The 26050-nt window shown below is 43.0% G+C and carries 20 protein-coding genes and 2 tRNA genes; 8 read left to right on the top strand and 14 right to left on the bottom strand.

The features are described from left to right. Positions 1-137 precede the first annotated feature (137 nt). A complete protein-coding gene (locus VLA57_RS06750) occupies positions 138-791 on the top strand; it encodes an RDD family protein (RefSeq protein ID WP_333954684.1) in 654 nt (217 codons plus the stop codon). A gap of 42 nt (positions 792-833) precedes the next feature. Here the strand turns inward: VLA57_RS06750 and VLA57_RS06745 are convergent, their stop codons facing one another. The 10 genes from VLA57_RS06745 to VLA57_RS06700 all read right to left on the bottom strand — a co-directional run bounded on the left by VLA57_RS06745 (position 834) and on the right by VLA57_RS06700 (position 9778). Next, a complete protein-coding gene (locus tag VLA57_RS06745; RefSeq protein WP_333954683.1) occupies positions 834-1814 on the bottom strand; it encodes a calcium/sodium antiporter in 981 nt (326 codons plus the stop codon). A 210-nt stretch (positions 1815-2024) separates the two neighbouring features. Beyond that, complete coding sequence (gene panD, locus VLA57_RS06740; protein WP_011279481.1) at positions 2025-2405, bottom strand: aspartate 1-decarboxylase; 381 nt, start codon at positions 2403-2405, stop codon at positions 2025-2027. A gap of 99 nt (positions 2406-2504) precedes the next feature. Then, positions 2505-3086 (bottom strand): aminoacyl-tRNA hydrolase, encoded by a 582-nt coding sequence (gene pth / locus VLA57_RS06735; RefSeq protein WP_333954682.1) that lies wholly within the window; start codon positions 3084-3086, stop codon positions 2505-2507. A 158-nt stretch (positions 3087-3244) separates the two neighbouring features. Next, positions 3245-3919: a 50S ribosomal protein L25/general stress protein Ctc gene (locus VLA57_RS06730; protein WP_020442553.1), complete on the bottom strand. Its 675-nt coding sequence runs from the start codon at positions 3917-3919 to the stop codon at positions 3245-3247. A 431-nt stretch (positions 3920-4350) separates the two neighbouring features. Further along, positions 4351-5298, bottom strand: a complete 948-nt coding sequence (locus VLA57_RS06725) for a ribose-phosphate pyrophosphokinase (protein ID WP_011512558.1) — start codon at positions 5296-5298, stop codon at positions 4351-4353. 110 nt (positions 5299-5408) lie between these two features. After that, positions 5409-5484: transfer RNA gene (locus tag VLA57_RS06720), tRNA-Gln, on the bottom strand. A gap of 244 nt (positions 5485-5728) precedes the next feature. Beyond that, a tRNA-Gln gene (locus tag VLA57_RS06715) sits at positions 5729-5804 on the bottom strand. A 167-nt stretch (positions 5805-5971) separates the two neighbouring features. Then, a complete protein-coding gene (gene ispE, locus VLA57_RS06710; RefSeq protein WP_333954681.1) occupies positions 5972-6940 on the bottom strand; it encodes a 4-(cytidine 5'-diphospho)-2-C-methyl-D-erythritol kinase in 969 nt (322 codons plus the stop codon). Positions 6941-7035: 95 nt separating this feature from the next. Continuing rightward, positions 7036-7674, bottom strand: coding sequence for a lipoprotein insertase outer membrane protein LolB (lolB, locus tag VLA57_RS06705; RefSeq protein ID WP_333954680.1), 639 nt, complete (start codon positions 7672-7674; stop codon positions 7036-7038). A gap of 184 nt (positions 7675-7858) precedes the next feature. Next, a complete protein-coding gene (locus VLA57_RS06700; RefSeq protein WP_105575682.1) occupies positions 7859-9778 on the bottom strand; it encodes a tetratricopeptide repeat protein in 1920 nt (639 codons plus the stop codon). 714 nt (positions 9779-10492) lie between these two features. Between VLA57_RS06700 and hemA the strand changes: the two genes are divergently transcribed. The 4 genes from hemA to VLA57_RS06675 all read left to right on the top strand — a co-directional run bounded on the left by hemA (position 10493) and on the right by VLA57_RS06675 (position 14794). Continuing rightward, positions 10493-11887 carry a glutamyl-tRNA reductase gene (gene hemA / locus VLA57_RS06690; RefSeq protein ID WP_011512562.1) on the top strand — a complete coding sequence of 465 codons (1395 nt, stop codon included), beginning with the start codon at positions 10493-10495 and terminating at the stop codon, positions 11885-11887. Between the two features lie 571 nt (positions 11888-12458). Next, positions 12459-13595, top strand: a complete 1137-nt coding sequence (locus tag VLA57_RS06685) for an aminotransferase class V-fold PLP-dependent enzyme (protein WP_333954677.1) — start codon at positions 12459-12461, stop codon at positions 13593-13595. A gap of 266 nt (positions 13596-13861) precedes the next feature. After that, positions 13862-14299 carry a YeeE/YedE family protein gene (locus tag VLA57_RS06680; protein WP_011512564.1) on the top strand — a complete coding sequence of 146 codons (438 nt, stop codon included), beginning with the start codon at positions 13862-13864 and terminating at the stop codon, positions 14297-14299. Between the two features lie 72 nt (positions 14300-14371). Next, entirely contained in the window at positions 14372-14794 is a 423-nt protein-coding gene (locus tag VLA57_RS06675) for a DUF6691 family protein (RefSeq protein WP_333954676.1), read from the top strand. Between the two features lie 139 nt (positions 14795-14933). On the opposite strand, the gene VLA57_RS06670 is transcribed toward VLA57_RS06675, so the two are convergent. Next, positions 14934-16598: an AMP-binding protein gene (locus VLA57_RS06670; protein WP_333954674.1), complete on the bottom strand. Its 1665-nt coding sequence runs from the start codon at positions 16596-16598 to the stop codon at positions 14934-14936. Positions 16599-16946: 348 nt separating this feature from the next. Between VLA57_RS06670 and VLA57_RS06665 the strand changes: the two genes are divergently transcribed. Then, a complete protein-coding gene (locus VLA57_RS06665) occupies positions 16947-19082 on the top strand; it encodes an NADPH-dependent 2,4-dienoyl-CoA reductase (protein WP_333954673.1) in 2136 nt (711 codons plus the stop codon). A 129-nt stretch (positions 19083-19211) separates the two neighbouring features. On the opposite strand, the gene VLA57_RS06660 is transcribed toward VLA57_RS06665, so the two are convergent. The 3 genes from VLA57_RS06660 to VLA57_RS06650 form a co-directional block, all read right to left on the bottom strand. Next, positions 19212-20216, bottom strand: coding sequence for a lipoate--protein ligase (locus tag VLA57_RS06660; protein ID WP_333954672.1), 1005 nt, complete (start codon positions 20214-20216; stop codon positions 19212-19214). A 496-nt stretch (positions 20217-20712) separates the two neighbouring features. Continuing rightward, positions 20713-21405 (bottom strand): hypothetical protein, encoded by a 693-nt coding sequence (locus VLA57_RS06655; RefSeq protein WP_333954671.1) that lies wholly within the window; start codon positions 21403-21405, stop codon positions 20713-20715. Between the two features lie 116 nt (positions 21406-21521). After that, entirely contained in the window at positions 21522-23120 is a 1599-nt protein-coding gene (locus VLA57_RS06650; protein ID WP_333954670.1) for a GMC oxidoreductase, read from the bottom strand. A 394-nt stretch (positions 23121-23514) separates the two neighbouring features. Here VLA57_RS06650 and trpB point away from each other — a divergent pair, with 394 nt between their 5' ends. After that, entirely contained in the window at positions 23515-24741 is a 1227-nt protein-coding gene (gene trpB / locus VLA57_RS06645) for a tryptophan synthase subunit beta (protein ID WP_333954669.1), read from the top strand. 100 nt (positions 24742-24841) lie between these two features. After that, positions 24842-25738 carry a DMT family transporter gene (locus VLA57_RS06640; protein WP_333954668.1) on the top strand — a complete coding sequence of 299 codons (897 nt, stop codon included), beginning with the start codon at positions 24842-24844 and terminating at the stop codon, positions 25736-25738. Positions 25739-26050 lie beyond the last annotated feature (312 nt).

The raw sequence follows: 26050 nt of genomic DNA, 5'->3' as shown, positions 1-26050 counted from the left end.
TCTTATGACAATTTGGCGGTTTTTTTACGTCTGCGATTTCTTCATATCCAATCGACTATCCTGAGTATAGTGTACGATAAGTGCCTGAATTACGGTACAATAGCGCTATTATTCATTGCTTGCTATGAGCTGGTACCATGTCAAAGAGTTTATCTAAACGCCCGTCTAAATCCGCTGCTAAAGCCAAAAAATCTGCACCTCATACCTCTGAGGTTGAAGAGCTAGCGATTGCTAAACCCAGCACCCGCATGGCAGCGATTCTTTATGATGGTATGCTGATTTTAGCATTATTATTTTTGGTAGGGACGGTGCTGACGGTGATTGGCACCTTGTTGACGATGGAGACGGGTAGCGAGTCGTCACAAGCTCAATCACTGCCAACATGGTATCAAAACGTTATTATGACACCCTCTTTTATCCTGACGTTGGTAGGGTTTTATGGGTTGTTCTGGCGTCGTGGTGGGCAGACATTAGGTATGCAGACTTGGCGGCTTAAAACCGTTAATAACAACGGTCATCTGCTCACGTGGGGGCAATCCTTTAAGCGTGTTCTAGCAGCCAGTATCATGCCACTTATATTTGGTCTCATTGGTAGTGTCATCGGTGGCTCGCGTGCTATTTTATTGACCAGTGTCTTTCTGGGCTTTGTTTTTAATTATGCTTTTTGCCTATTCAACTCACGTGGTCTCGCAGTGCAAGATATGCTATCGAATACCATTACCTTAAAAATGCTAAAAACAGAAAATGAAGGACTATGGCGAGTGATTAGAAACCGCAAGCGAGGAAAATAAACCGCATTATCATTGCCATAGTCTGTCAACATACTTTAAACCTTACATGTTGGCTGTTTGCATCAGCCATAAAGTATAGCCGACAAAAAATAAGACCAAAGTCGAGCCAGAAGCGCGACCGAACGGACGCTTACTCATAAAGGCAAAAACCGCCATAGCTACCAGTAAGAGCGTGACCAGACCCATCGCCAATATATCACGTGATAAGATAATTGGACTGACTGTGATTGGCGCTATAAGGGCTGCGAGACCAACGACGCCCAAGGTGTTAAATATATTAGAGCCGATAATATTACCCAGTGCCATGTCGTGCTCACCTTTACGCGCGGCTGATAAGCTTGCGACCAATTCAGGCAGCGAGGTTCCAATAGCAACAATGGTCAGACCGATAATCAGCTCGCTCAATCCCCAAAACGTTGCCAGCTCAACGGCCCCCCAGACGATGGCTTGCGAGCTTGCTACCAGCATTGATAAGCCAATGACTAAACTGCCTAAACCGCGCATCAAGCTAGGATGGTTGTCCTCTGTACCGCTCAAATTTTCTGTAGTAGCCTCTTCATCATTTGATTTGCTTTCACGTAAACTAAGAATGATCTGAATTCCCAACACAATGACCAATGTTGCCAATAGTACCAGACCATCAGTTAGGCTTAATAGCCCGTCACGGAGCTGCCACGCTGCCAATGCAGTGATGACTACCAGTATTGGCAGATCGCGCTTGATGACTCCTTTATGAATGATAATAGGGCTAATGAGTACCGTTGCACCCAAGACCAAAGCAATATTGATGATATTAGAGCCATACGCATTACCCAGTGCGAGTTCAGGGCTGCCTTCCAATGCTGCCAATGCAGACACGACCATCTCAGGGGCAGATGTGCCTACTCCTAATATGATAACGCCAATTAAGAAGCTGGGCGCATTAAACTTTTTTGCCAATGCTGTTGCAGCATCAATGAAGACATCGGCACTCCAAACAAGAATCGCAAGACCAATCAATATTGCAATAACTGCCAACCACATTTAGACAACTCCTTCGTTAGAGATAAAAAACAGATATTGGATTTTGAGCAAGCTTATGTCATATAAAAATGGCATAAAAAAAAGCTGAATCACAATCTGGATTCAGCTTCGATATAAGTACAAGTATTTTAATGGGATTTTGACAGAAATGGCAACCGTGTGACCATGTATTTACTCATAGTTTATGTAACAAGTTCTTAAATGATTTTCTTAGGCCACTTGTACTGGAATAATATTTGCGGTGTCTTTAACTGTATTGTCTTCATTGCAATACACCAGTCTTGGCTGATACGTTGACGCTTCAACTTCATCAAAATGTGCATAGGCACAGATGATAACGATATCGCCTAGGTCTGCCATATGAGCCGCTGCACCGTTTAAGGAGATAATACCAGAGCCAGCTTCAGCGCGAATAGCATAGGTGCGAAAACGTTTGCCATTGGTGACATTATAGATGTCGATAGATTCGTTTTCACGCAGACCGGCAAGGTCTAACAAATCACCGTCGATACCGCATGAGCCTTCATAGTGAAGTTCGGCATGAGTAACACGGGCACGATGTAATTTGCACTTGAGCATATTAAGTAGCATAGATTGCTTCCTTAGTGTAACGGATATAAATGAGTCAAATCAAAACGTTAATGGGGATTAACTTGCTAAAATAAAAGGCTATTATAATTGAAACACCATTCATTCAGGTAATTTAAAACCATTAATTTGCGAACGTGCTTTTTCGACATCACCGCCTAATAGCAAAGGCAGGGCGTCAAAAGCAGCAGATAATGCACTATCAATAGCAATCTGCTCATCTGGCGCAGCTTTTGAAAGCACATGACCACTGACTTTAGACTTGTGACCCGGATGACCAATACCCACACGCAGACGATGGAAGTCGTTGCCAATATGGGGGGTTATGTCACGCAGACCATTATGACCGCCATGACCACCGTCAGTTTTGAGTTTGATGCTACCAGCAGGAATATCAAGCTCATCATGGGCGATTAACAGCTCGTCATTATCAATGCCATAAAATTTAACCATGGGCACGACCGACTGACCTGATTTATTCATAAAAGTCAGCGGCATCAATAGACGCACGTCATGCCCATGAATCTGCCCGCGTCCTGTCACTCCATGGAATTTTTTGTCGGGGGTGAGAGTGATATTAAACTGCTGAGCCAAATGAAGGACGAACCAAAATCCTGCATTATGGCGCGTAAACATATATTCCTGACCCGGATTACCAAGACCGACTATAAGCTTTATGGCCATAAAAACACCCTGCTTGACTATAATAAATGAGTGGTCAGGTCTGATTTCTCAAACCTTACTTACAAAAACAGCAGGAGATATTCATCACCTGCTATTTTTTGACTGAACGAACCTTACATTATATAGACAACAATAAGTCGCTATATAAAGCCGGTTTATTACTCGCCGTCTTTGCTTTCGTCAGTACCTTGCTCAGTCGCAGGTACGTCAGCGGCATCAACTTCAGAAGCTTCGTCAACTTCTTCAACCGTTGGTGGCTGCATGTTCACGATCGTACGGTCATGACCATCTTCTAATTCAAGCTCAGCAATAACCACGCCTTCAGGAAGAGTGATGTCTGATAGACGGAACAAATCGCCAATTTCCATACCAGATACATCTATTTCTAGATATTCAGGTAACTGTGATGGTATGCAAACGATTTCGATGTCAGTTACTAGTGTTGATAGAACACCACCAGCTTTAGTACCAGGCGCTTCTTCACGACCAGAGAAATGAACAGGAACATTCATGTTGATTTTCTGACCTTTCACAACGCGCTGAAAATCAGCATGCATTGGGAAACCTTTAGCAGGATGGCGTTGCAAGTCTTTAATAACTACTTGATGCTCTTCGCCATCTACATTCAAAGTCAAGATGTGTGAGAAAAACGCTTCAAATTCTAGTGATTTTACTAGCTCATTGATTTTGATAGAGATAGCTGTTGGCTGCTCACCACCACCATAGATGATAGCAGGAACTAGGTTCTGCTTACGTAGGCGGCGGCTCGCACCTTTACCTTGAAGCTCAGCAGAACGATCAACTGCGTTTAATGCAAAATGATTAATAGTCATGGATGTAATCCTATAAAAAAATGATGAAGTGTCTGGTCATAAAAAAGTGGATTTGCGACCAATCCACTAATACGTGATGATAGCTAGTATTTATCGTGCGTGATAAACGCCGATAATCAAATATAGCCATGTGCTTAACCTAATGATTGCCATGATAAACATTATCAAGAAAATCATTATTTTAAACGTGATCAGCACTTTTAATAATACTGACTGTTTTAAATCATAAAAAACGGTCAGCACAGGCGCGCATTATACGTGATTAGCTAATAATAAGAAAGACCTACGTAAAATAGCTGGGCAAAACCTTTATGCAAGATCGTTATGAAAAACACCTATACGAACAACAGTTCAAAACTATTAATTAACATCATTAAATAAAAAAGCGCCAAGTAATGAAACTTGGCGCTTTTTTCAATCTACGATAACTCTTAAGCGTCAAACATCGCGCTGATAGATTCTTCATTATTAATACGGCGTAAGCTTTCAGCCAACATTGGCGCGATGCTCACTTGACGAATCTTGCTGCAAGCTTTGGCAGCATCAGACAATGGAATCGTATCAGTAACGACAATCTCATCCAATTCTGATTCACTGATGTTCTTAAGCGCATTACCAGATAACACAGGATGCGTGATATAAGCCACTACGCGGCGTGCGCCATTTGCTTTAAGTGCTTCGGCAGCTTTACATAGCGTGCCAGCCGTATCGACCATATCATCAACGATGACACAATCACGGTCACGGACGTCACCGATAATGTGCATCACTTGCGACTCATTGGCACGGGCACGACGTTTATCGATAATCGCCATGTCAGTATCGCCCAACTGCTTAGCCATCGCACGTGCACGAACCACGCCGCCAACGTCAGGAGAGACAACCATGATGTTGTCATAATCTTGTTTCTGTAGATCGTTAAGCAATACAGGCGTGCCGTAGATATTATCAACTGGGATGTCAAAGAAACCTTGAATCTGATCTGAGTGCAAATCAACGGTCATCACACGATCGATACTAACGATGTTCAACATGTCAGCGACGACTTTAGCAGAGATAGGCACACGAGCTGAACGAGGGCGACGGTCTTGACGGGCATAACCAAAATATGGCATGACTGCTGTAATACGACCAGCACTAGAGCGACGCAAAGCGTCTGCCATCATCATGATTTCCATCAAATTGTCGTTGGTCGGTGCACAAGTAGGCTGCATGATAAACACGTCTTTACCACGCACGTGCTCTTTGATTTCTACGGCAATTTCGCCATCAGAAAAACGCGTGATGTCAGCTTTACCAAGAGGTATATGGAGATGATCGGCTACGGTTTTTGCTAATTCTGGGTGGGCATTGCCCGTAAAAATCGCCAAATAAGGCATGACAGAAGTCCTATTGATTGACTCAAGCAGCGACCGCTAAGCAGTGTCAAACTGCTCAAATTCAGAAAAGAGTGGTAAAAAAGATTGATGACTACTATTACAGTAAAAAATGGCAGGGGTAGCTGGACTCGAACCAACGGATGTCAGGATCAAAACCTGATGCCTTACCAACTTGGCTATACCCCTGTAATGTCTAGGCTGTGTACGTCGATATCTAAAAGCAACTTTTAATAAAAGTCATTATTAGAATAGCGTCACGACCTGTTCGTTATCTGATAAACGGAAAAACCGTCTAAAACATAACTTTTCCCTAACGGTGTTCATTGCGAACTATACCGAAACTGGGATAACATTGTCAATGTCGATAAGATAAGCGGCTGTCTATAAACTGCTTATAATAAGTACACATCTAATGCTTTGAGCTTAAAAATGGCAGGGGTAGCTGGACTCGAACCAACGGATGTCAGGATCAAAACCTGATGCCTTACCAACTTGGCTATACCCCTATTGAGGCGACCTATTATAATTAAATTTTCAGATTTTGCAAGTCATTTGCGCCTTTTTATAGCTTTTATTAAAAAATAGGTCAAAAATAAAACGGGTATTGGATCCATAAAACTTTTTACGCTGTATTTATAGTCCTCTTATTTTCACACTATAGCTCAAATCTAACTCATAAATTACGAACTAAATAGGCAGGACAGGGCGCCTCTTCAATCCACTTTGCCAAACGCGCTTTATCAGATATCACACCTGCATCCAAAGGCAAAAATACTGCGCTACCTGAGCCAGTCATTCTTGCTGTGCTCAGTGCTTGAGTCTCTAACTCTTGCAAATATCGTAGTGCTTCATTGACGGCAGGAGCAAGACTGGTCACCACTGGCGTAAAGACATTTTGATAAGGCGTGTTTAAATGTTGCACATAATCATTAGACTGGTTTTGAATGGTCTTAATTGATAGCGGGGCGATATCTCGCTGTAGCTTGGGGTGCGCAAAAAGCTCGGCAGTATTAGCGTGAGCATTAGGGATCAATACTAAATACTGTTGCTCAGGTAAATCAATCGCTGTCAGCTCTTCGCCAATGCCCATCGCAATAGCATCTTGTCCAAAAATAAATATCGGCACATCAGCGCCAATGCTTGCGCCAATTTTTATAAGCCTATCTTGATCAAAATTAATCTGCCATATTTTATTTAAGACTAATAATGTCGTCGCAGCATTGGATGAGCCACCACCTAAGCCTGCGCCCATCGGTAAGTGCTTATCTAACCTCACTGACACTTTCGGTAGATTCTTAGGTAGCGAATTTGAGTTTATGGCAGATGCCAGTAAGGCATTAGCCGCTTTAAAGATCAAATTGTCCTCTATGCTGCTGGTTATGGTGTCGGCACCACTTAGCGTAAGCAGCTGACCACACAGGCTACTATTATCTACAGCGCTATTGTCTGCTACGCTATCAATAGTAATTATTAATTCATCTGCTACTGAAAAATGCAAATAATCGCCCCAATCGAGCAGGCGAAACACCGTTTGCAAATTGTGATAATCATCAGCGCGCTTACCGGTAATATGCAAAAATAAATTAATCTTTGCTGGTGATAAGCGCGTGATGACAGATGAATTAGTAGAGTTCTTAATCATAAATGATGGTCACAATTCTCAGGTGCAATTTTAAAACGCAAATAGCCATTTATAAAAATGGCTGTTTGCAATAGCGATCAAATCTATTGGTGCTATTACTTTTGATGATCGATTGTCATGACAACTTTGTTGCCTTGCGATTGAACGGCACTGATCTTATTTGGTAATTTATCATTGCTTTTGTAGCTGAAGCTGGCACGCCATTCGCCATTTACAGAGCTAATTAGACGGTTTTGAGCATCAAGCTGCGGTGCGCTGTCTGAAGGCGCTGGGCGTCCAGAAATCCAGTAAGGCATCTGAGAGATAGGTGCTTGCCAACCGGTGGCTTTTTTAAGCAGGGTTTCAGGGTCAGCCGCATTCAAAGTACCGGTTTTTTCGCTCACCAAAGTCGCAGATTGACCATTGTATTCGATATTGGTTTTACCAATGCCTAACGCACCAATGAGTTCAATGGCAAAGCGATCATTCTGTTGACCCCATGCATAAAATGCACTGCCGCCTTGCGCCCCTGTTGTATCACTCGCAGCCGTTGTAACACCAATCTTACCTGTAATATTAAAGCTCTCAAGTTTCTTTGGTTGCTCAGTATTTTGACCTTGAATGGTTGTGCTAGGCTGGTTGGTCGCGTTGGCGGTCTTCATAGACTGACAGCCAGAGGTAATTACCATTGCTGCTGTCATAGCGGCAAATAGGGCCAATTTATTAGGTTTATAAAAAGATCGCAGGGTAGACATGATGTTTCCTCAAAAATGGACAAATTTGCAAAATTTTTGTTTCGAGAGCAGGTTAGCTTAAGTGTTATTTGTTACTCAGTTATGCGTGGCTGTTAGCTTCTTATACATGACTTGTAATAATAGGATGTCGTATTCGAGGACTTAGAAGCACTATGCCATTGCTTATTAATTATATCGTTTGTTATTAATACAATTGTATACGGTCATTGATATTGTGTTGCCCAAATGAGAAGCGCTGCTGCAAGTCGGCAAGTAAAGCGTCAACTTTTTCATTGTCGCCTAAGCCTTGATAAGCGCGTAATAGCAATGTCCCTGAGCGTAAAGTAGGGAGCACATCGTAAGGCGTTTGCAGATAGTCGATCACTTGCTGATAATTCTCGTTTGCCAGCGCATTACTTGCCAGTACATTGAGAGCTTGCAGGTGCAGCTCATTGTCATAGCGAGGGTCATCGTAGCGTATTTGTATGATCGCTGTCGCCAACGTCAATCCTTGCTCAGAACCACGCTCATTGGCCAGCAATAACTGGGCGTAACTCAGCTGATAAGCAGGATTGCTGGGGTCAAGCGCTTGCAAGTGATTAAGTAAGGTACGCTTGACGATATAGTCCTCTTTATCATCAAGGAGCTGGGCGCGTGCAAAAAGCAGCATCTCATTATCAGGGTATTTACGAGCAGCCTTAGTTAATAGGCGTAAGGCTTCTGCAGGTTCATTCTGTTGCCATAAGATATCCGCTTGTAGCACAAAGCTATCAGGAGCGAAGACGCTAAAGTCTTTACGCAGCTTTTCTAACGTTGCGATAGCGGCATCAACATTATTATTGAGTAAGTCTAATGCGACCACTTTTCGTCGAGCTTCCAATACCAAGTCCTCTTGCATGACAGCATTGAGGTAGTATTTGGCTTGTTCAAAGTTTTGCTGACGCTCGGCACTGATGCCCAGATAATAATAAGATTGATCTAAATAAGCGGGATTTTTGGCAAGCGTATTAAGCAATTGATCGGCACTAGTATATTTTTCGATATCTAAGCTAACCAGCGCCGCTAATAAGGTAATCTCAGCATCATCGGCAAAGCGCTGATGAGCGTCTAATAACAGCTGCCACGCTTGCTCATTCTGTTTTAAATCAAGCAAATAGCGAATCTCATACAAGTATAGATTCTTACTGTCAGCATTACGCAAGCGTGCTTGGCTGAGATACTCAATGACTGCTTCTGGCGTTTCGATTTTGCGCAGGATATCTGCTTTTAAGGTAATAAAAGGCACATAATCCGGCTGGCGCTCAACTGCTCGATTGATATGAACGATGGCAATCTCAGGTTCATTAAACTGATAAAGCAAGCCAGCTTTTAAGACTGACAGCGAGGCGTTTTGTTCACTTGCGATAGGTTGCAGAGCGGCGAGTAACTCTCGCTTATCATCATCGCTGTTTGGATAAATGCCAATCAGAATTTCGCTAAGGTCGGCGCGAGGATCATAGCTCAAGATGCGATTTAGAGTTTCGCCTGCCAACTCATAATCGTGCGCTCGCAGTGCCAAATGAGCGACATAAAACCAAGCCGGCACATGGTCTGGGTTTTCATCTTGCCATGCTTTGGCAAATTGTAAAGATTCTTCGACCCTGTCATTACGTAATGATAAGCTTAACGCTCTTTCAAATACGGCTGTGGCGTCTTGTTTAAATGATTGCTGCTTATAGATAATCAGCGCACGCTCGGTATCATCACGATTTGCAGAAAATTCTGCATCTAATAAGGCATACAAGCTTGGTTCATTGCTTATTTTATTGAGGTCAGATGACGGACTACCTTCGGTTATCGAGGCATCAGTTATCAAATTTTTATTAGCCATGCTTTTAGTCACTGGTGTGTGACTGTTAATAACTTGACTAGAGGCATTAATGGTTCTGGTAACGGTGGCACTACTAATGTTAGTAGGAGAGACTTTGGGCAAAGCTATGTTTGGTGAGACAATGGCATGGTCAGCATGGGCAGGGAATCCTAGGCACAAACAAACCGCCAACGAAAACGCTAGCTTATAACGTTGGCATAGCCGATCAATGAGAGCATGCAACAAAGCACTAAGGCTAGATTGAGCATTATGCATAGATTGTCGTCTAAATGAAGACCCAAAAAAGACCATAGCGTGCAGTATTTACCTATTCTGACCTTGTTTCTATGCCTAGTAAAAGGATTTGCAGCATAGAAGGCTGGGTTTATTAGAATCGTTTTAAAAACAGATATCTGTGACGAACAATGATGTCAAACATTATAAGAGTAGCATGAAGGGATACACAATAGCAGCCGTGTTACTTAGGCATCAGTAATAGTGTAAATTTATTCTATTGACAGTCCTAAATAAAAGAAATACAAATGTTATCAATAACTACTGGGGTTAATTTTTCTTGCTTGCTGTGCCTACGCAGACAGAGGCTGCGAATAATCAACCCCAGTAGTTCTGTATTCTTTTAAAAGTGGTGGATCAACTATAGTAGCACCCGAATTTAAGGGTAACATTGTTAGCTTTAAGTAAACCTATATGCAAATGTTAGAATATTAAACCAGTAATTACAGTTGATTTGTAAGCCATGCGCCCAGATACAGACAAAGTGCTGGCTTATAGAGGTGAGTGTTAAATAAAGCTATCAATAATGATATAATAAGCGCTTTTTATTATTTTACTTTCAAAGTTGCCTATTAAAAGCTATTTTTCAAAGATTTCTTGTCAAAAGCTGTCTTTGAAAAACGGGATTTTAATTTTTTAAAAACCGCTAAAGGTGTTTGGTTGGCGAGTGAATATCATATTTATGGTCTGTCAATAATGAGATTAGTGGTCATTGGGGTCAATCACAAAACTGCACCAGTCGCTCTACGAGAGCGCTTGGCGCTTGTCGGTGACGAGGTCAGTATCGCACTTGCGCAGCTACAAGGCTTTAGCGACGGTAGCGTGATAGTCTCCACCTGCAACCGGACAGAGATTTATGCATTGGTCCCAGAAAGCATATTATCACCACATACGTTATTGCCAAATTCAGCCTCAGCAGTTGTAGAGACTTCAGTTATAGAGTCTAGTATGACGGCTAACAATAGCGCCAACCTTTCATCGACTATCATCAGCGCTCACATCCTAAAAATTAAAACTTGGCTTGCAGGTTTTAAGCAATTATCACTGGATGAGATTGACCCTTATTTGTATGTCCATCGTAATACGCATGCCTTAACCCATTGGCTACGAGTAGCTGCAGGTCTTGACTCTATGATATTGGGTGAGCCGCAGATACTTGGGCAAATCAAGCGCGCTGTGCATATGGCGCAAGATCAAAAAGCGCTTAGCAATCAGCTAGGTTGGATTGTTGATCAGGTATTTGCAGCGGCAAAACGAGTACGTAATGAGACCCAAGTTGGCGCACAAGCCGTATCACTTAGCTATGCTGCTGCCAAACTGGTGACGCAAATCTTTGATGATTTGCCAAGTCGTACTTTGCTGGTGGTAGCCGCTGGCGAGATGAACCGCTTGGTAGCGACGCATATCGCAGGTCTTGGAGTCGGTCGCGTTATTATTTGCAACCGTAATCCTGAACGCGCAGAAGCGTTAGCGGCTGAGCTGCGCAATCCCAATCGCCGGATCGAAGTCAGAACGCTGCAAGAGCTGCCACAAGTATTGGCAGAAGCCGATATTGTGAGCAGCTGTAGCGGTAGCATGGACATATTGATTGATAAAACCATGACGCTGCGGGCACTGAAAAGCCGTCGCTATCAGCCGATGCTGATGATTGACTTGGCGGTGCCGCGTGATATTGATTCGACTGTCAGCCGGATAGACGACGTTTATCTATATTCTGTCGATGACTTACAACATGTGATAGCCGGTAATATCGAACAACGTCGGCAAGCAGCAGTAGATGCTGAGCTGTTGGTCAGTCAATTGGTGGTTGAGATGGATCGCCGCTTTCAAGTACGCCAAGTAGGCAAGGATATTCAGCAATATCGCACGCGTACTCATGAGCAGGTAAACAAACTATTGCAGGCGTCTATCGCAGAGCTGCATGGCGATAGTGCTAACCCTGAAGATATTATGATTGAGCTAACGCGGCGCTTAACGCAAAACTTGACCCATGCGCCCTCCAAGCTCATGCGTAAGGCGGCACGCGAAGGTGACAATGAATTACTCGATTTTGTGGTATCAGGTCTACAAGACGCCCATCGGAATCACTGATAGTTGCCTTTTATCATCAAAAATAAGAAATTGTATCAGTATGGTTTTAACGCAAACATAGCATTGTCAACCTGCATTATCAGTGCTAATATCGAGCTGTTATGACGATATTGAGTGATGATGCTTGATTGATGAATAGGGACTGTTTTTAGGATACTCGAGCGGTATTCGTTACAAAACCAGCGTCTTTATACTATTTAACTTTTATCTATCCAATCAATCATTTTCAATCACTACTGTTATCAGCTTACTACCGCGTAGCAACGATAATGGTTTGCGTATCTTATGCGCTTTCACTCAATATCTGATGACATCAACGACGTAAAAGATACCACCGTCAACGGCAATAGCGCTAGGATAAAGTGCTACATCGTCCACCCTGCGTCATATTCTCAATTATTAATCGATATTCGTACTTAGTGAATGCTATCTATAAACGTATCTGGCTATCATATTACGTTGGTCAAAAAATGTTTGATTAAAATAATAGCTGACCTAAATTTGCTAAGACAGTATCTAGATTTTGTTATCACTCATACTTAAAAAATATTACAACAGACAGGAGCGTCACATGACTGCATTACGTCAAGATATTGATCCAAACGGCTTATTAGAATATTCAGTGGTTTATACCGACCGCGCCCTTAATCATATGTCAAAAGCCTTCCAAGAGGTGATGAATGATTTGCTCAGCAACCTAAAAACAGTCTATAACGCTGAAGCCGCGGTTATTATTCCAGGTTCTGGTACCTACGGCATGGAAGCAGTCGCTCGTCAGCTGACCATTGATGAAGATTGTCTCATTATCCGTAACGGTTGGTTTAGCTATCGCTGGACGCAAATATTAGAAAAAGGCAAATTTGCCAAATCATCTACGGTACTAACGGCTGAGCGTACAGAAGATACGGAAGCGCCAAAACCATTTGCACCAGTAGATATCGAAACGGCCGTTGCCAAAATTAAAGCAGACAAATCTGCTGTTGTTTATGCGCCGCACGTTGAAACGTCGTCGGGCATTATATTGTCAGAAGACTACATCAAAGCATTAAGCGCGGCCGTACATAGTGTTGGCGGTTTATTGGTTATTGACTGTATCGCTTCAGGTTGTGTATGGTTAGATATGAAAAAATTGGGCATTGATGTGCTCATCAGTGCGCCGCAAAAAGGCTGGAGTAGCACACCATGTGCAGGTCTGGTTATGCTCAGTGATGCTGCTATCAAAAAGGTAGAAACCACGGAGTCTAACTGCTTTAGCCTTGATTTAAAGCAATGGTTAACCATCATGCGTGCGTACGAAAACGGCGGTCACGCTTATCATGCGACTATGCCAACCGATAGCTTGCGTCAATTCCGCGATACTATCTTGGAAGCAAAAGAGATTGGCTTTGATAAATTGTGTGATGCACAATGGGAGCTTGGCAACCGCGTCCGTAAGGTACTGGCAGATAAAGGTATTGAAAGCGTTGCTGCCAAAGGGTTTGAAGCACCAGGCGTTGTCGTATCTTATACCGACCGTGATGACATCCATAAAGGCAGTGCTTTTGCTGAAGCTGGATTGCAAATCGCTGCTGGCGTACCGCTAAAAGTCGGTGAGCCTGATAACTTCAAAACGTTCCGTTTAGGTCTATTTGGTTTGGATAAATTGACCGATATCGACGGCGCGGTAGAGCGTTTTGAAAAAGCGCTTGATGAAGTCTTAGTAAAATGATTTGAGAGGCTGACTCGTTTATTAACGACTATATTTATTAAGCCAGTCAGCCATCAAATGAAGAGATACTGAGCAATGCGTGACGCAATGTTCAGTATTTTTTTTACTTTTTCATTATGTTTTATAATATAATGTATTTATATAGAGTAATATGTAGTAAGATATAAATAATAAAAAATCGTTTATAGCAGTAGTACGATATCGTTGTTAAACTCAATTGAAGATATCAAACCATTTTTAATAAAAAATCAGCTTAGGTAATCATTATGGGTATACAAATAGACTGGCAAGCTTTTACGCCAATTTCCTTGGTAGGCGGGCTGATGCTAGGCGTTGCAACGGTTATCTTGCTGTTGGGCATTGGTCGTATTGCGGGTATTAGTGGTATTTTCTCAAGTCTTCTTAAACCCAAGCGCGTCGAGATGTGGCAGGTATTATTTATTGCAGGTCTGATTCTCTCGCCATTATTATATAGTTTATTTAGACCGTTACCTGATATCGAAATCAGTACCTCGATACCGTTATTAATCGGTGCAGGGCTATTGGTTGGTTTTGGGACGCGTTTGGGTTCAGGCTGTACCAGCGGACATGGTATTTGTGGTAATGCGCGACTGTCGCCACGGTCGATGGCGGCAACAGTGACCTTTATGTTATTTGGTATTGTGACGGTTTATATTGGTCGACATCTCTTGGGCTTAATTTAAACAACACATTGCTAAGACAACGTTGAATATGATTCATAAAAGCTTATATCCACGAATGAAGTGCGAGACATAATGATGCTAAAAAATATAATTGGGTTACTGGCAGGTCTGCTATTTGGTATTGGGTTATTAATCTCAGGTATGACTGATCCTGTTAAAGTACAGGGCTTTTTGGACGTCTTTGGTGCATGGGATATTTCTTTAGCACTGGTGATGGGCGGCGGTTTAATAGTTGCCATCGTTGGTGTCCAATTAGCTAAGCGTCAACAGACCAGCTGGATTGGCACTTCAATAGATATGCCAAGCAAAACAGTGATTAATAAAAAACTGTTAATCGGCGCGATGCTATTCGGTATCGGCTGGGGCTTGGTGGGTATTTGCCCAGGTCCTGGTATTGTGCTGCTCGGCACAGGACAATGGCAAGCGTATGTTTTTATCCCAGCGATGATAATCGGTATGCTGGTCTACCAATGGCTGGAGCCAAAGCTTAATTAGTTGTTTGATTAATAATAAGCTTGGTTTTTTTAGCGCAATAAAAAGGTCAGCCTACATTCATTAGGCTGACCTTTTTTATCAATGATGATTCATTAATATTAACGATAGTTCCGTATTACTAAGGCTTAATGATAAACACTTACTTAGCACTAGCCGTTACTTTTGGCGTTTCATGTGCTAAGGATTTGGCCGCTTGACGCAGCTCAAACTTCTGCACTTTACCAGTGCTTGTCTTTGGGATTTCAGCAAAGATAATATATTTTGGTACTTTAAAACCAGCAAGGTGCTGCTTGCAATGTTCCATCACATGATCGCGCTGTAAAGTGCTGCCTTCATGAATCTCGATAAATGCCACCGGTACTTCGCCCCATTTATCATGCGGCGCGGCGACGACCGCACAGCTTTGGATTTCTGGCATTTTATATAGGATGTTTTCGACTTCGATACTAGAGATGTTTTCACCGCCTGAGATGATAATATCTTTAAGCCTGTCCATAATTTTGATATAGCCGTCAGGATATTTGACCCCTAAATCACCGGTGCGGAACCAGCCATCAGTAAAGGCTTCTTCGGTGGCTTTACGACTTTTTAGATAACCTTTCATTACCATATTACCGCGCAGTGCCAGCTCGCCCATTTCTTCGCCATCTGCCGCAACTGGCTCCGTGGTGCCTTGTTTAAATAGCTCAAAGCCAGTCATCAAATGTGACGTTACGCCCTGACGTGATTTCTTTTTCGCACGAGTAGCGACATCCAGTTCATCCCATTCTTGCTGCTCAGCGCATACAGTAACCGGTCCATAGACTTCGGTAAGACCGTAAACGTGCGAGATATGAAAGCCCATTGCTTCCATGGCAGCAAGCATGGTTTCAGACGGCGGCGCACCAGCAACCCAGCCTTTGACTTCATGATTGATGGCGTCTTTATATTCAGACTTGCCGCCAGCAATCATATTGTGCACCACGGGTGCTGAGCAATAATGACTGACTTTATACTTGGCAATCAGCTGCAAAATCAAATCAGCATCAATCTTACGCAAGCAGACGTTGACGCCCGCACGTTCGGCAATCGTCCACGGAAAGCACCAACCATTACAGTGAAATAATGGCAGCGTCCATAGATACATAGGGTGCTTGGGCATATCCCAATCTAAAATATTGGAGACAGCATTGAGCGTCGCACCGCGATGATGATAGACCACGCCTTTGGGCTTACCCGTCGTGCCAGAGGTATAGTTGAGCGCGATAGCATCCCATTCATCTAATGGTTTTTCCCAATTATCCAAACTGTCTGAGCTGGCGATTAATGCCTCGTAGCTCATTTGTCCAAAACGTTCAATATCGAGCGCCGCATCTGTCGCATGAATCACGATTAGATTTGGAAAGGTTTCATCGATCATTTCAGCATGTTCAGCAAACTCGCTGTCTAGAATCAATACTTTGGCTTCTGAGTGTTGCAGACAAAAGGTCAGGGCGTTGATATCGAGGCGGGTGTTCAGCATACAAAGCACGCCACCTGACATGGGTACGCCAAAAGCGCATTCGACCATTGCTGGGGTGTTCGGCATCATGACTGCAACGGTATCATTTTTATCGATGCCTAATTTACGCAGACCATCCGCCAGTTGTTTGCAACGATCATAAGTCTGTTGCCACGTTTGGGTGAGGTTATTATGTTCTAAGTCGTCATAGATAATAGCGGTTCTGTCAGGATAGACCTGAGCACTACGGATGATAAAATCAATAGGAGTAAGCGGTTGATGGTTGGCAGCATTTTTGCCGAGACCGGTATGGAAGTCTGTCATGCAGATAGTCCTTTATCGTATGTTTTTATAGTCGATGACTCAATAATGGTGCTTTGTTGTCGCCAATCAACTGTATCAGGGTCTGATTATTATAGACAGTCGCAGGCAAAATTTGGACAGGTTTTGTGGAGATTATTTACCTATCTGCAAAAAACCTCACTATTAGACAGCATCGTTCAGCGCCGCTATTAATTAGTGTTCACTCATCAGTCGCTTGTCTGCATAGCTGATGATAATGGCGGTGTGGTACGATACCGTAACGCTAAATCCTATAGCACGAGCAATATAAGCACTCTTACAAAGCATTCCTAAAAAATATTCTCATAAACCATTCATAAGGAAAATGATATGTCCGCCAGCCGTACTGCCACTTCTATTGAGACCACCAGCACTAATGCACACTACCCGCATTTATTTGAGCCATTAGATTTGGGCTTTACCACGCTTAAAAACCGCATGGTGATGGGTTCGATGCATACGGGGCTTGAAGACCGTTTTTATAACTACGGTAAACTGGCAGCATATTTTGCCGAACGTGCCAAAGGCGGCGTAGCGATGATGATTACGGGCGGTATTTCGCCCAATCGTGAAGGGTGGTTACTGCCTGCTGGTGGCACCATGAATACGCGTGCTGACGTTATTAACCATCAACGCGTGACCCGTGCTGCGCATAAGTATGACAGCAAAATAATCATGCAAATCTTGCACAGTGGTCGGTACGGCTATCATCCATTTGCAGTCTCATCAAGTCCGATTAAATCGCCAATCTCACCATTTAAACCGCGTAAGATGAGTATTAAAAACATCGAACAAACGGTAAAAGATTATGCCCGTTGCGCAAAGCTTGCTAAGCAGGCGGGTTATGATGGTGTCGAGATCATGGGCTCAGAAGGGTATTTGCTGAATCAGTTTTTATCCCGTCATGTGAATAAGCGTACTGATGAATATGGCGGTGATATTCAAAATCGCATGAAGTTTGCGGTCGACGTGGTCAAAGCCGTACGCGAAGCTGCCGGTGAAGATTTTATTATCTTATTCCGCTTGTCAGTGATCGATTTGGTCAAAGACGGTAACGTCATGGATGAAGTCATCACTGTCGCCAAAGCGCTAGAAGAAGCTGGCGTGACCATCATGAATACCGGTATCGGCTGGCATGAAGCGCGCGTACCAACGATTGTCACCAGCGTACCGCGTGCGGCGTTTGTTGATTTCACTGCTGAAATTAAAAAACACATCAGCATCCCAATGATGGCAGCCAACCGTATCAATATGCCAGAAACGGCAGAAGACATCGTCGCCAGTGGTCAAGCAGATATGATTCAGATGGCGCGTCCATTTTTAGCCGATGCCCATTGGGTGAATAAAGCCAAAAATGGTCAGGCAGATCGTATTAATACCTGTATTGCCTGTAACCAAGCTTGTCTCGATCATACCTTTGAAAATAAACGCTCGACTTGTCTGGTCAATCCACAAGCGTGTTACGAGACAGAATTGGTGTATAAGAAAACCAAAAAACCGAAAAAAGTTGCCGTCATCGGTGGCGGTGTCGCTGGTATGTCAGCCGCTCACGTCGCCGCGCTACGTGGTCATAAGGTCACGCTATTTGAAGCGAAAGATATCTTGGGCGGACAGTTTAACTATGCCAAGGTCATCCCTGGCAAAGAAGAATTCTTTGAGACCATTCGCTACTATATCAATGAGCTTGAGCACTTAGGTGTTGAGATTAAACTCAATACCAAAGTCGATAAAGCCATGCTAGAAAAAGCCAAATTCCATCATGTCATCGTTGCTACTGGTGTGGTGCCTAGAAGTCTCGCAGGTAAGCTGGAAGGGGCTGATTTGCCACAAGTGATGAGCTATGCTGAATTGCTCTCTGGTGAAAAATCAGTTGGTGATACTGTCGCCGTCATCGGTGCTGGCGGTATTGGTTTTGACGTCAGTGAATATCTCACAGCTAAGCATGGTCAGCCGCTTGATGAACTAGGTCCTGAGCTGTTGAAAGACCCAAGCTATCGTCCAAAAGCGCAGTCAGTTAGCGAGTGGCGTGAAGAGTGGGGCGTAACTTCTGATACCGACTATCAAACCGAGGGCGGACTAATCAAGCCTGAAGCCATTAAGCCTATCCGCCAAGTGTACTTGATGCAGCGTACCAAAGGTCGCTTGGGTAGTGGGCTCAATAAAACCTCTGGCTGGGTACATCGTGCCCATGTCAAATCACACGGCGTCATCCAAGTATCAGGTGCGAAGTACGATAAAATCACCAATGAAGGTATTTGGATCACCAATAACCAAGGTCAAAGCCAGTTACTACGTGTCGATAGCGTCGTCGTCTGTGCTGGTCAAGAGTCGGTCGTTGAGCTGATGCCAAACGTTGGCGATGCGCCAGATGCACAGTATCATCTTATCGGTGGTGCTAAGCTGGCGGCTGAGCTAGATGCTAAACGTGCGATTCGTGATGGGGCTGAGGTTGCGGCTGCAATTTAAAGTTTGAATGGTTTAGGTGAAATATAGAAACGGTGAGATTAATTATCTTACCGTTTTTTTATATCTGCTTAACCAAGCAATTAATCACTAAAATGTAATTAATTGCCTACTATTTTTCTTGTAGAAAATCTAACCTTCCATCTCACCCAGCAACCACTCCGACACATCGTCAATCTGCGCCGCCAAATCAGGATGCGCTCTGTTTAGCTCATCAAACTTAGCTTTAATATCATGCTTGTCGTACTTAACATCTGCCAGTGATTCTTTTAACAGATCAATCAACTCAACGTTTAGCGCATCAGAGAAGATGATCACTTCACGTATCACTGCTTGCTTCACATCGAGATGCAAATCAATAATGCCCCAATCAAAGCGCGTTTCAATGTGATGGGTGAATTCAGGCGTCTTACCAAAGCGCCAATCCCAATCTGCCATTTGCTGATAGTATTTATTAAGCGTCGGCTGCTTAGCGAGGCTGGCTTCATCCAATTCTTCTACTGGCGTAGTGTCGCCATAATACTCACAAAACGCCTCGATAATCGCCTCAGATAACGTCTCGTGATTGATGTCTTCATTAAACTCAACCAAGTTTGCAACGCGCGCACGGACGGATTTGATGCCTTTTGCCTTTAGCTTTAATGGATGCGGATTAAGATAATTGCCCAGCTTTTGCATGTCAGCATTGACCAATAATGTCCCATGATGAAAGCTGCGATCAGCCGCATGTTTAAAAGCGCTGCCTGATATTTTCTTATCATCAACTTGCATATCGTTACGACCGGATAAATCTGCGTCTATGCCCAATTTTTTTAGTGCGTTGATGATAATGGTAAAGTTCGCGTCTTGGTCGTAGTCGGCTTTGGGCGATAAAAAGGTAAAGTTGGTATTGCCCAAGTCATGAAATACCGCACCGCCGCCACTCTGACGCCGCGCCAAAAACACATCGTCAGCTTCCATCTTATCGATTTTGCATTCTACCCATGGGTTTTGCGAGCGCCCAATGACCACGGTCTCGCTATTGCGCCATAAGAATAGCGTGTGCGAGTCTGGGTCGAGCGTATTAAATATCCAATCCTCGGTCGCAAGATTAAACCAAGGGTTGGTCACGGCAGATTTTAAAATGCGCAGTTTCATTAGTTATCCTTTTTCTTGAATAATTATTCTAGATTGAGTGTTATCAATAGATACTGTCATTGTTGCCGATGCGTGGTTGGAATTCAATGGCTGTGTGGTAGGGAAGATGGTTTTAGGATTTGAATATTTAGATAGAGCGGGGTATTTTGATTAGATTCTGGAAAATGTGATTTATAGCTTTTTGAAGGAATAATTAGTTGCTGTAGCTAATCCTGCTATCCGCTTGTATCTAACTTGTCGATGGCGTGCGAACTAGTTTGTCTGGTGGCGTTCCTATTGTCTCGATATGAGGAGGGAAGCAGTAAGTGTCTGGGAGACGCTTACCCCGACGTAAGAGAGAATCTATGATTTTCTGGAAAGCCATAGTCCGCATTGCTATCGTCGGCGTTAGGATACCGCTACTATTAAGGTTAAACCACGCTCCAAGTTGACAATTGATAGCATGGATTGATAGGAAGATAGTATTCCAAATCATAAAAAATATTTAAAGTGCGGCTTATATATTTAGAAAAATATCTATAATCTTATTAATTCGAGAGTCTCTATATATAATCTTTATATCGTCTGGATATGATAGAGCATAATTCCTTAATTTTATTACTGCTTCAAGAGCAACTTCTTTTTTCATGCATAAGAATGATGCTAAAAAGGCATAAATACTGAGTAATAAAAGAAAATAAGGGCTACCTATATTTTTATAAAATATTGATAAGTGTTCATAATCAAATAGAAGAACTAAAAATCCTACAATAAGTAGTACAAAAACCATATAATAAAAATAAGCTAAATATTTATTAACTAATTTTAAAATGGGGTATATTTTTCCATATTTTAAGGTTAAGTGGTGTCTGTCATAATCAATATATTTGTTCGCTTTTCTAAATGTAGTACATTCAATTTCATCATCTCTATCAGAGATATCTATTATCTTATTCCGAGCTTCTTTGCTAATATTTAGTCTGTAAACCTTATGAAATATTTCTTTTTCATAAGTGTCGACTAGTTGCTTTCTAAGTTTGTTATCAATTTTATCTGTTTCGAAAGCTTCTTTAACCTTATCAAGACTAAAGTATCTATTTTCTTGGTAAGACTTGTAGACTCTTGCTAGCTCAAAGAGGAACTTTAAAGTTCCCATTATGACTATAAATAGCCAAAAATTATCTAACGACCCTAAGTCTATACTAGGCATAGTAAATCTCTATATATTTGGAATATATTTGGTCCAACATAAGTGGGATAGCATGGGAGTATCATACATCATCGCATAGTTTAAATATTAAACATTCACTTATAAACCTCAACACCCTACCCAAAATCTTCCCTCAAAATACTCGCCATATTACGCTCAGCAAGTCCCGTGATAAACACATACGGATTGACGCCAGCGCTACCGGGGATTAACGCGCCATCTTGTACGTAAATATTCTTATGCCCTTTGACGCGCCCAACTTGATCCGTCGCTTTGCCAAGTACGCAGCCACCTAGCGGGTGATAGCAGAAGTTATCGCCGAAGCCTTTGGTGAACAGCAGGCTTGAAGTCGAGCCACCATTTACTTTGGCGAGTTTTTCGATCAGCTCTTTAGCAGCGTTTACCGAGTACTCATTTTGCTCACGTTTCCAGTTAAGTTTGACGGTTTTTGTGGTTTTATCATAGTAATAATTGCCGCGTTCGGGATTATCCGTGATAGCAAGATATAACGTCGTCCAAGTCTCAAGTCCCAATGGCAATGGTGCGAGCTCGGCAAAGATTTTGTATTTTGAACCGTCTCTATCGCCGTCCCACATATTGATACCTTTGACCGGAATGGTAGATTGAGTGGTGCCAGCAGCGTGGACGAAATTGCGCCCTGTCATGATGTTGCCGTTTGGCCCCCAGTGCTGACCGATATGCTCGTTTAGATGCTTAAGCTTGCCTTCCGCTTGGCTTCTGAGTAGCAGCTCTGAGGTTCCCGTACTGCCCGCATTAAGGAAGAGCTTATCGCAAGTGTAATGCTCAATTTTATCGATGCCGCCCGTCATATTGATAACATGAACTTCTAAGCGCAGTTGGTCGTTATCGAGCGCTTGAATAGTATTAACTTTGCGCAAGGTTTTGACCGTGACATTGCCTGTGGCTTCAGCGTCTTTTAGGTAGGTTAAGTCTAGTGAGAACTTGCCAGCGTTATTGCCGTAGATGACTTCGCCGCCCAATCCTGACTTATAGACTTCGCCTTTGGCCTCACGTTGCATATAATCAAAGTCGTAACTGTTACCGAAGAATTCCGTTTTAAGTCCAGCTTTTTCGGCTTGGCGTTCAGCTGAACGAGTAAATTCGTAATGCTCGGACTCATTAAAAAACGATTCAGGGATTTTACTGACTTTCAGATTTTTCATGGCACGGGGAAAATAAGTATCGTACATCTCATCAGCATCAATCCATGGGAACACTGCTTCAAAGTGCGCGCGTCTTGGCTGAATGGCAATCGCGCCATTGACGATGGAGCCGCCGCCATAAGCACGCCCTGCGAATACTTTCATATCGTCGTATTCGATTAAATCCAACACCCCAGGATATTTTCTGATAGGAATTGGAATCGGGATAGGGGCGTTTGGCATATTGCTAAACCAGCTTGAGCGTTTATCGGCGCTAATCATTTTGCAAAAGGTATTATGTTCGGGCATTCTATCCCAGCGCATACCCATCTCAAGTATCAATACTTTATGACCTTTTTCGCTTAATCGTAGTGCAGATACCGCGCCGCCGTAACCACTACCGACGATGATATTGGGAAAGTGTCCAGCTTGGGTGATGGTGCTTGGTAGTTTTGGCTGCTTGGCAAGCGTTTGGCAGCCACTCACCGCAGCGGAGGTGCTGATAGCGCCTAAGCTTAAACCCATGGCTTTAATCAGTTGGCGTCGTTGCATGGTATGTCCTAGTGTTAAGATTTAAGCTAAAAAAGCTCATATTGAATACTATTCGCTTTCGACCGCAAAGGTGCGCTTAGCCAAGCGAGCATCATATTAGCAAACATAGGTTGCGTTATTATTTCAGTCGCACGATTGCTGTAATACTTATAGATAAATCGGGCTTTCATTCATCGATTATTCTTATCAGTTTTTAGCCAATGACTCAGCCAGTTACTTAGTCAATTATTTTTATAGTAAGGCGTAAACTTGACCAAATAGGGAATTTCGCTTATTATCTTGTTTCAATGTACTAGAACGCAAATACATTAAAACATTCTTATCATTAAAAACGCTAAATAATTCGGCAAAGACAACAATAGTAGTAATTAATTTAAAATAATAAGGCTTAACTATGACAACGAAAAATACTGCCACTGGCTACGGTTTACATCAGTCCATCTTGCCGAATAGCGAGGGTCTATATGGTGAGTTTGGTGGCAAAATTGCTCATCCTGAGCTTGCCAAAGCCATGACAGAAATCGAAATAGGTTTTCGTGAAATCATCAAAGACGACGACTTTATCAAAGAGATGAAGCGCTTACGCGAGACTTATGTTGGTCGTCCAAGTCCCATTTATCATGCGCAGCGTTTGACCCAGCATTGCGGCGGCGCGCAGATTTATTTTAAACGTGAAGATTTAAACCATACGGGCGCGCATAAGATTAATCACTGTTTGGGTGAAGTGTTATTAGCCAAAAAATTAGGCAAAACCAAGGTGATTGCCGAAACGGGCGCGGGGCAACATGGCGTCGCATTGGCAACGGCAGCAGCCTTGATGGGTATGGAGTGTGAGATTCACATGGGTGTGGTCGATATTAAAAAAGAACATCCAAACGTCAGCCGGATGAAGATTTTGGGTGCCAATATCGTGCCAGTCTCACGCGGCGCAGGAACGCTAAAAGAAGCAGTCGATAGCGCTTTTGAGACTTATTTGAATGAGCTTGATACCAGTATGTTTGCGATTGGCTCGGCATTGGGACCAGCGCCATATCCTGAAATGGTCAGCTACTTTCAGTCAGTGGTCGGACATGAAGCACGGGCGCAGTTCTTAGCGACGACGGGTAAGCTGCCTAATAAGGTGGTCGCTTGTGTTGGCGGCGGCTCTAATGCTATTGGCATGTTTAGTGGCTTTTTTGATGATAAAGATGTAGAAAAAATTGGCGTGGAACCAGCAGGCGAAGGCTTGGATACCCCTAACCATGCGGCGACGATGTCACTGGGCGTGAAAGGCGAGATTCACGGTTTTAAATGCTATGTACTGCTCGATGAAAAAGGTGAGCCAGCTCCTGTACATTCGATTGCCTCCGGTCTTGATTATCCAGGGGTTGGACCACAGCATTCGCACCTGCGAGATTTAGAGCTCGCGACCTATGAGTCAGCGACTGATGCAGAATGTTTAGAAGCGTTTATGGCATTATCACGCCTTGAGGGTATTATTCCTGCCTTAGAGTCGGCACATGCCATCGCTTATGCCATGAAAATAGCCAAAGATATGTCAGCGGCTGAGACGATTTTGGTCAATTTGTCAGGGCGTGGCGATAAAGACATCGATTTTATTTTGGATAAGGTGGATTTATAAAATAAATCTGTGATAAGTACAGAAAATACAATACCTATTGAGCGCTTAACCAGTTATCATCGAGGTTTTTTTACTGTCTAATGCTCGATAGGATCATCTCATGTCTAACCGCGACCTCATTATTTTTATCACCTTATCTTTTATGTGGTCGCTGTCTTTCATTTTTTATCGTATTGGCGTGCCTGAGTTTGGCTCGTTAGCTTTTGCCAGCCTACGTGTGGTCTTGGCTGGACTGACGATGTTGGTTTTTGTAATACTAAAAAAGAAAAACAGAGTAGGCATTCGTGAAAATTGGAAAGTATTAACGTTGGTTGGGCTGTTCTCCGCAGCAGTGCCCTTTATCTTGTTTGCATTTTCAGCGCGCTCGGTAAACGCTGGCGTATTGGCAGTGCTTAATGCATCTGTGCCAATGATAAGCGGCTTTATTGCCAGTGTATTTTTTAAAGACAGACTGTCAAAAAAGCAAATTCTCGGTTTGGTCATCGGTGTGATCGGCGTGATGATTCTAATGAGCGAGAACTTATTTGGCGGGCAGGGCGCTGGGTCAGGTTCTGGGTTATTGCCGATGGGCTACGCATTACTGGCCTGTGTTGGCTACGCGCTTGGGGCAAATATCACTCGAAATTACTTGGAAAATGTCTCTCCAGTAGCGATTACCGCAGGCTCGCTTATCATTGCCAGTGTGATTATGTTGCCTGTGGCGGTTTATGAGTTTCCTTATGGTAAGAGCATCAGTCTCACCGCTTGGATTTCTGTCATTTGTATCGGCGTATTTTCGACTGCCATCGCGCTAATTTTTATGAATCAGTTGATTAAAAGTATCGGTCCGGTACGAGCAACCAGTATTACTTTGGTGATTCCGATTTTTGCCATTATTTTAGGCTATTTGCTGCTTGGAGAGGCATTGGATACGCCCGCGATTATCGGCTCTATGGTGATATTATTTGGTACTTATTTGTCTTTGAATTTGTCTTTCAAAAAGATGCTAAAGTCATAAAATATTTACTGTTTTTAAATTTCATGTAAAAAAACCTGTGTAAAATCAGGTTTTTTTTGTGGCTAATGTATTTGGTTAACGGTTAAATAAAAATGATCCATATTTTGAATGCTTTAGATTTAGCCTTCGACACGTTTATTTTGGCAAAATAGCTCTTCTAAGCACTCTCTATCGTCACCATCGGTACGCCAAATCGAAGAAAATCGCATTGCGATATACATCCAATAAAAATTTGGCGTCTTTTACCGCGTAGCCATTGGGATAACGTTGCCCATAATCTTCCCAAAATACCGCCTATTCGACCAGCTCTTC

Source organism: Psychrobacter sp. S4(2024), from assembly GCF_036861305.1.
Taxonomy (GTDB): Bacteria; Pseudomonadota; Gammaproteobacteria; order Pseudomonadales; family Moraxellaceae; genus Psychrobacter; species Psychrobacter cryohalolentis.
This window is presented reverse-complemented; position numbering and strand designations above follow the sequence as displayed.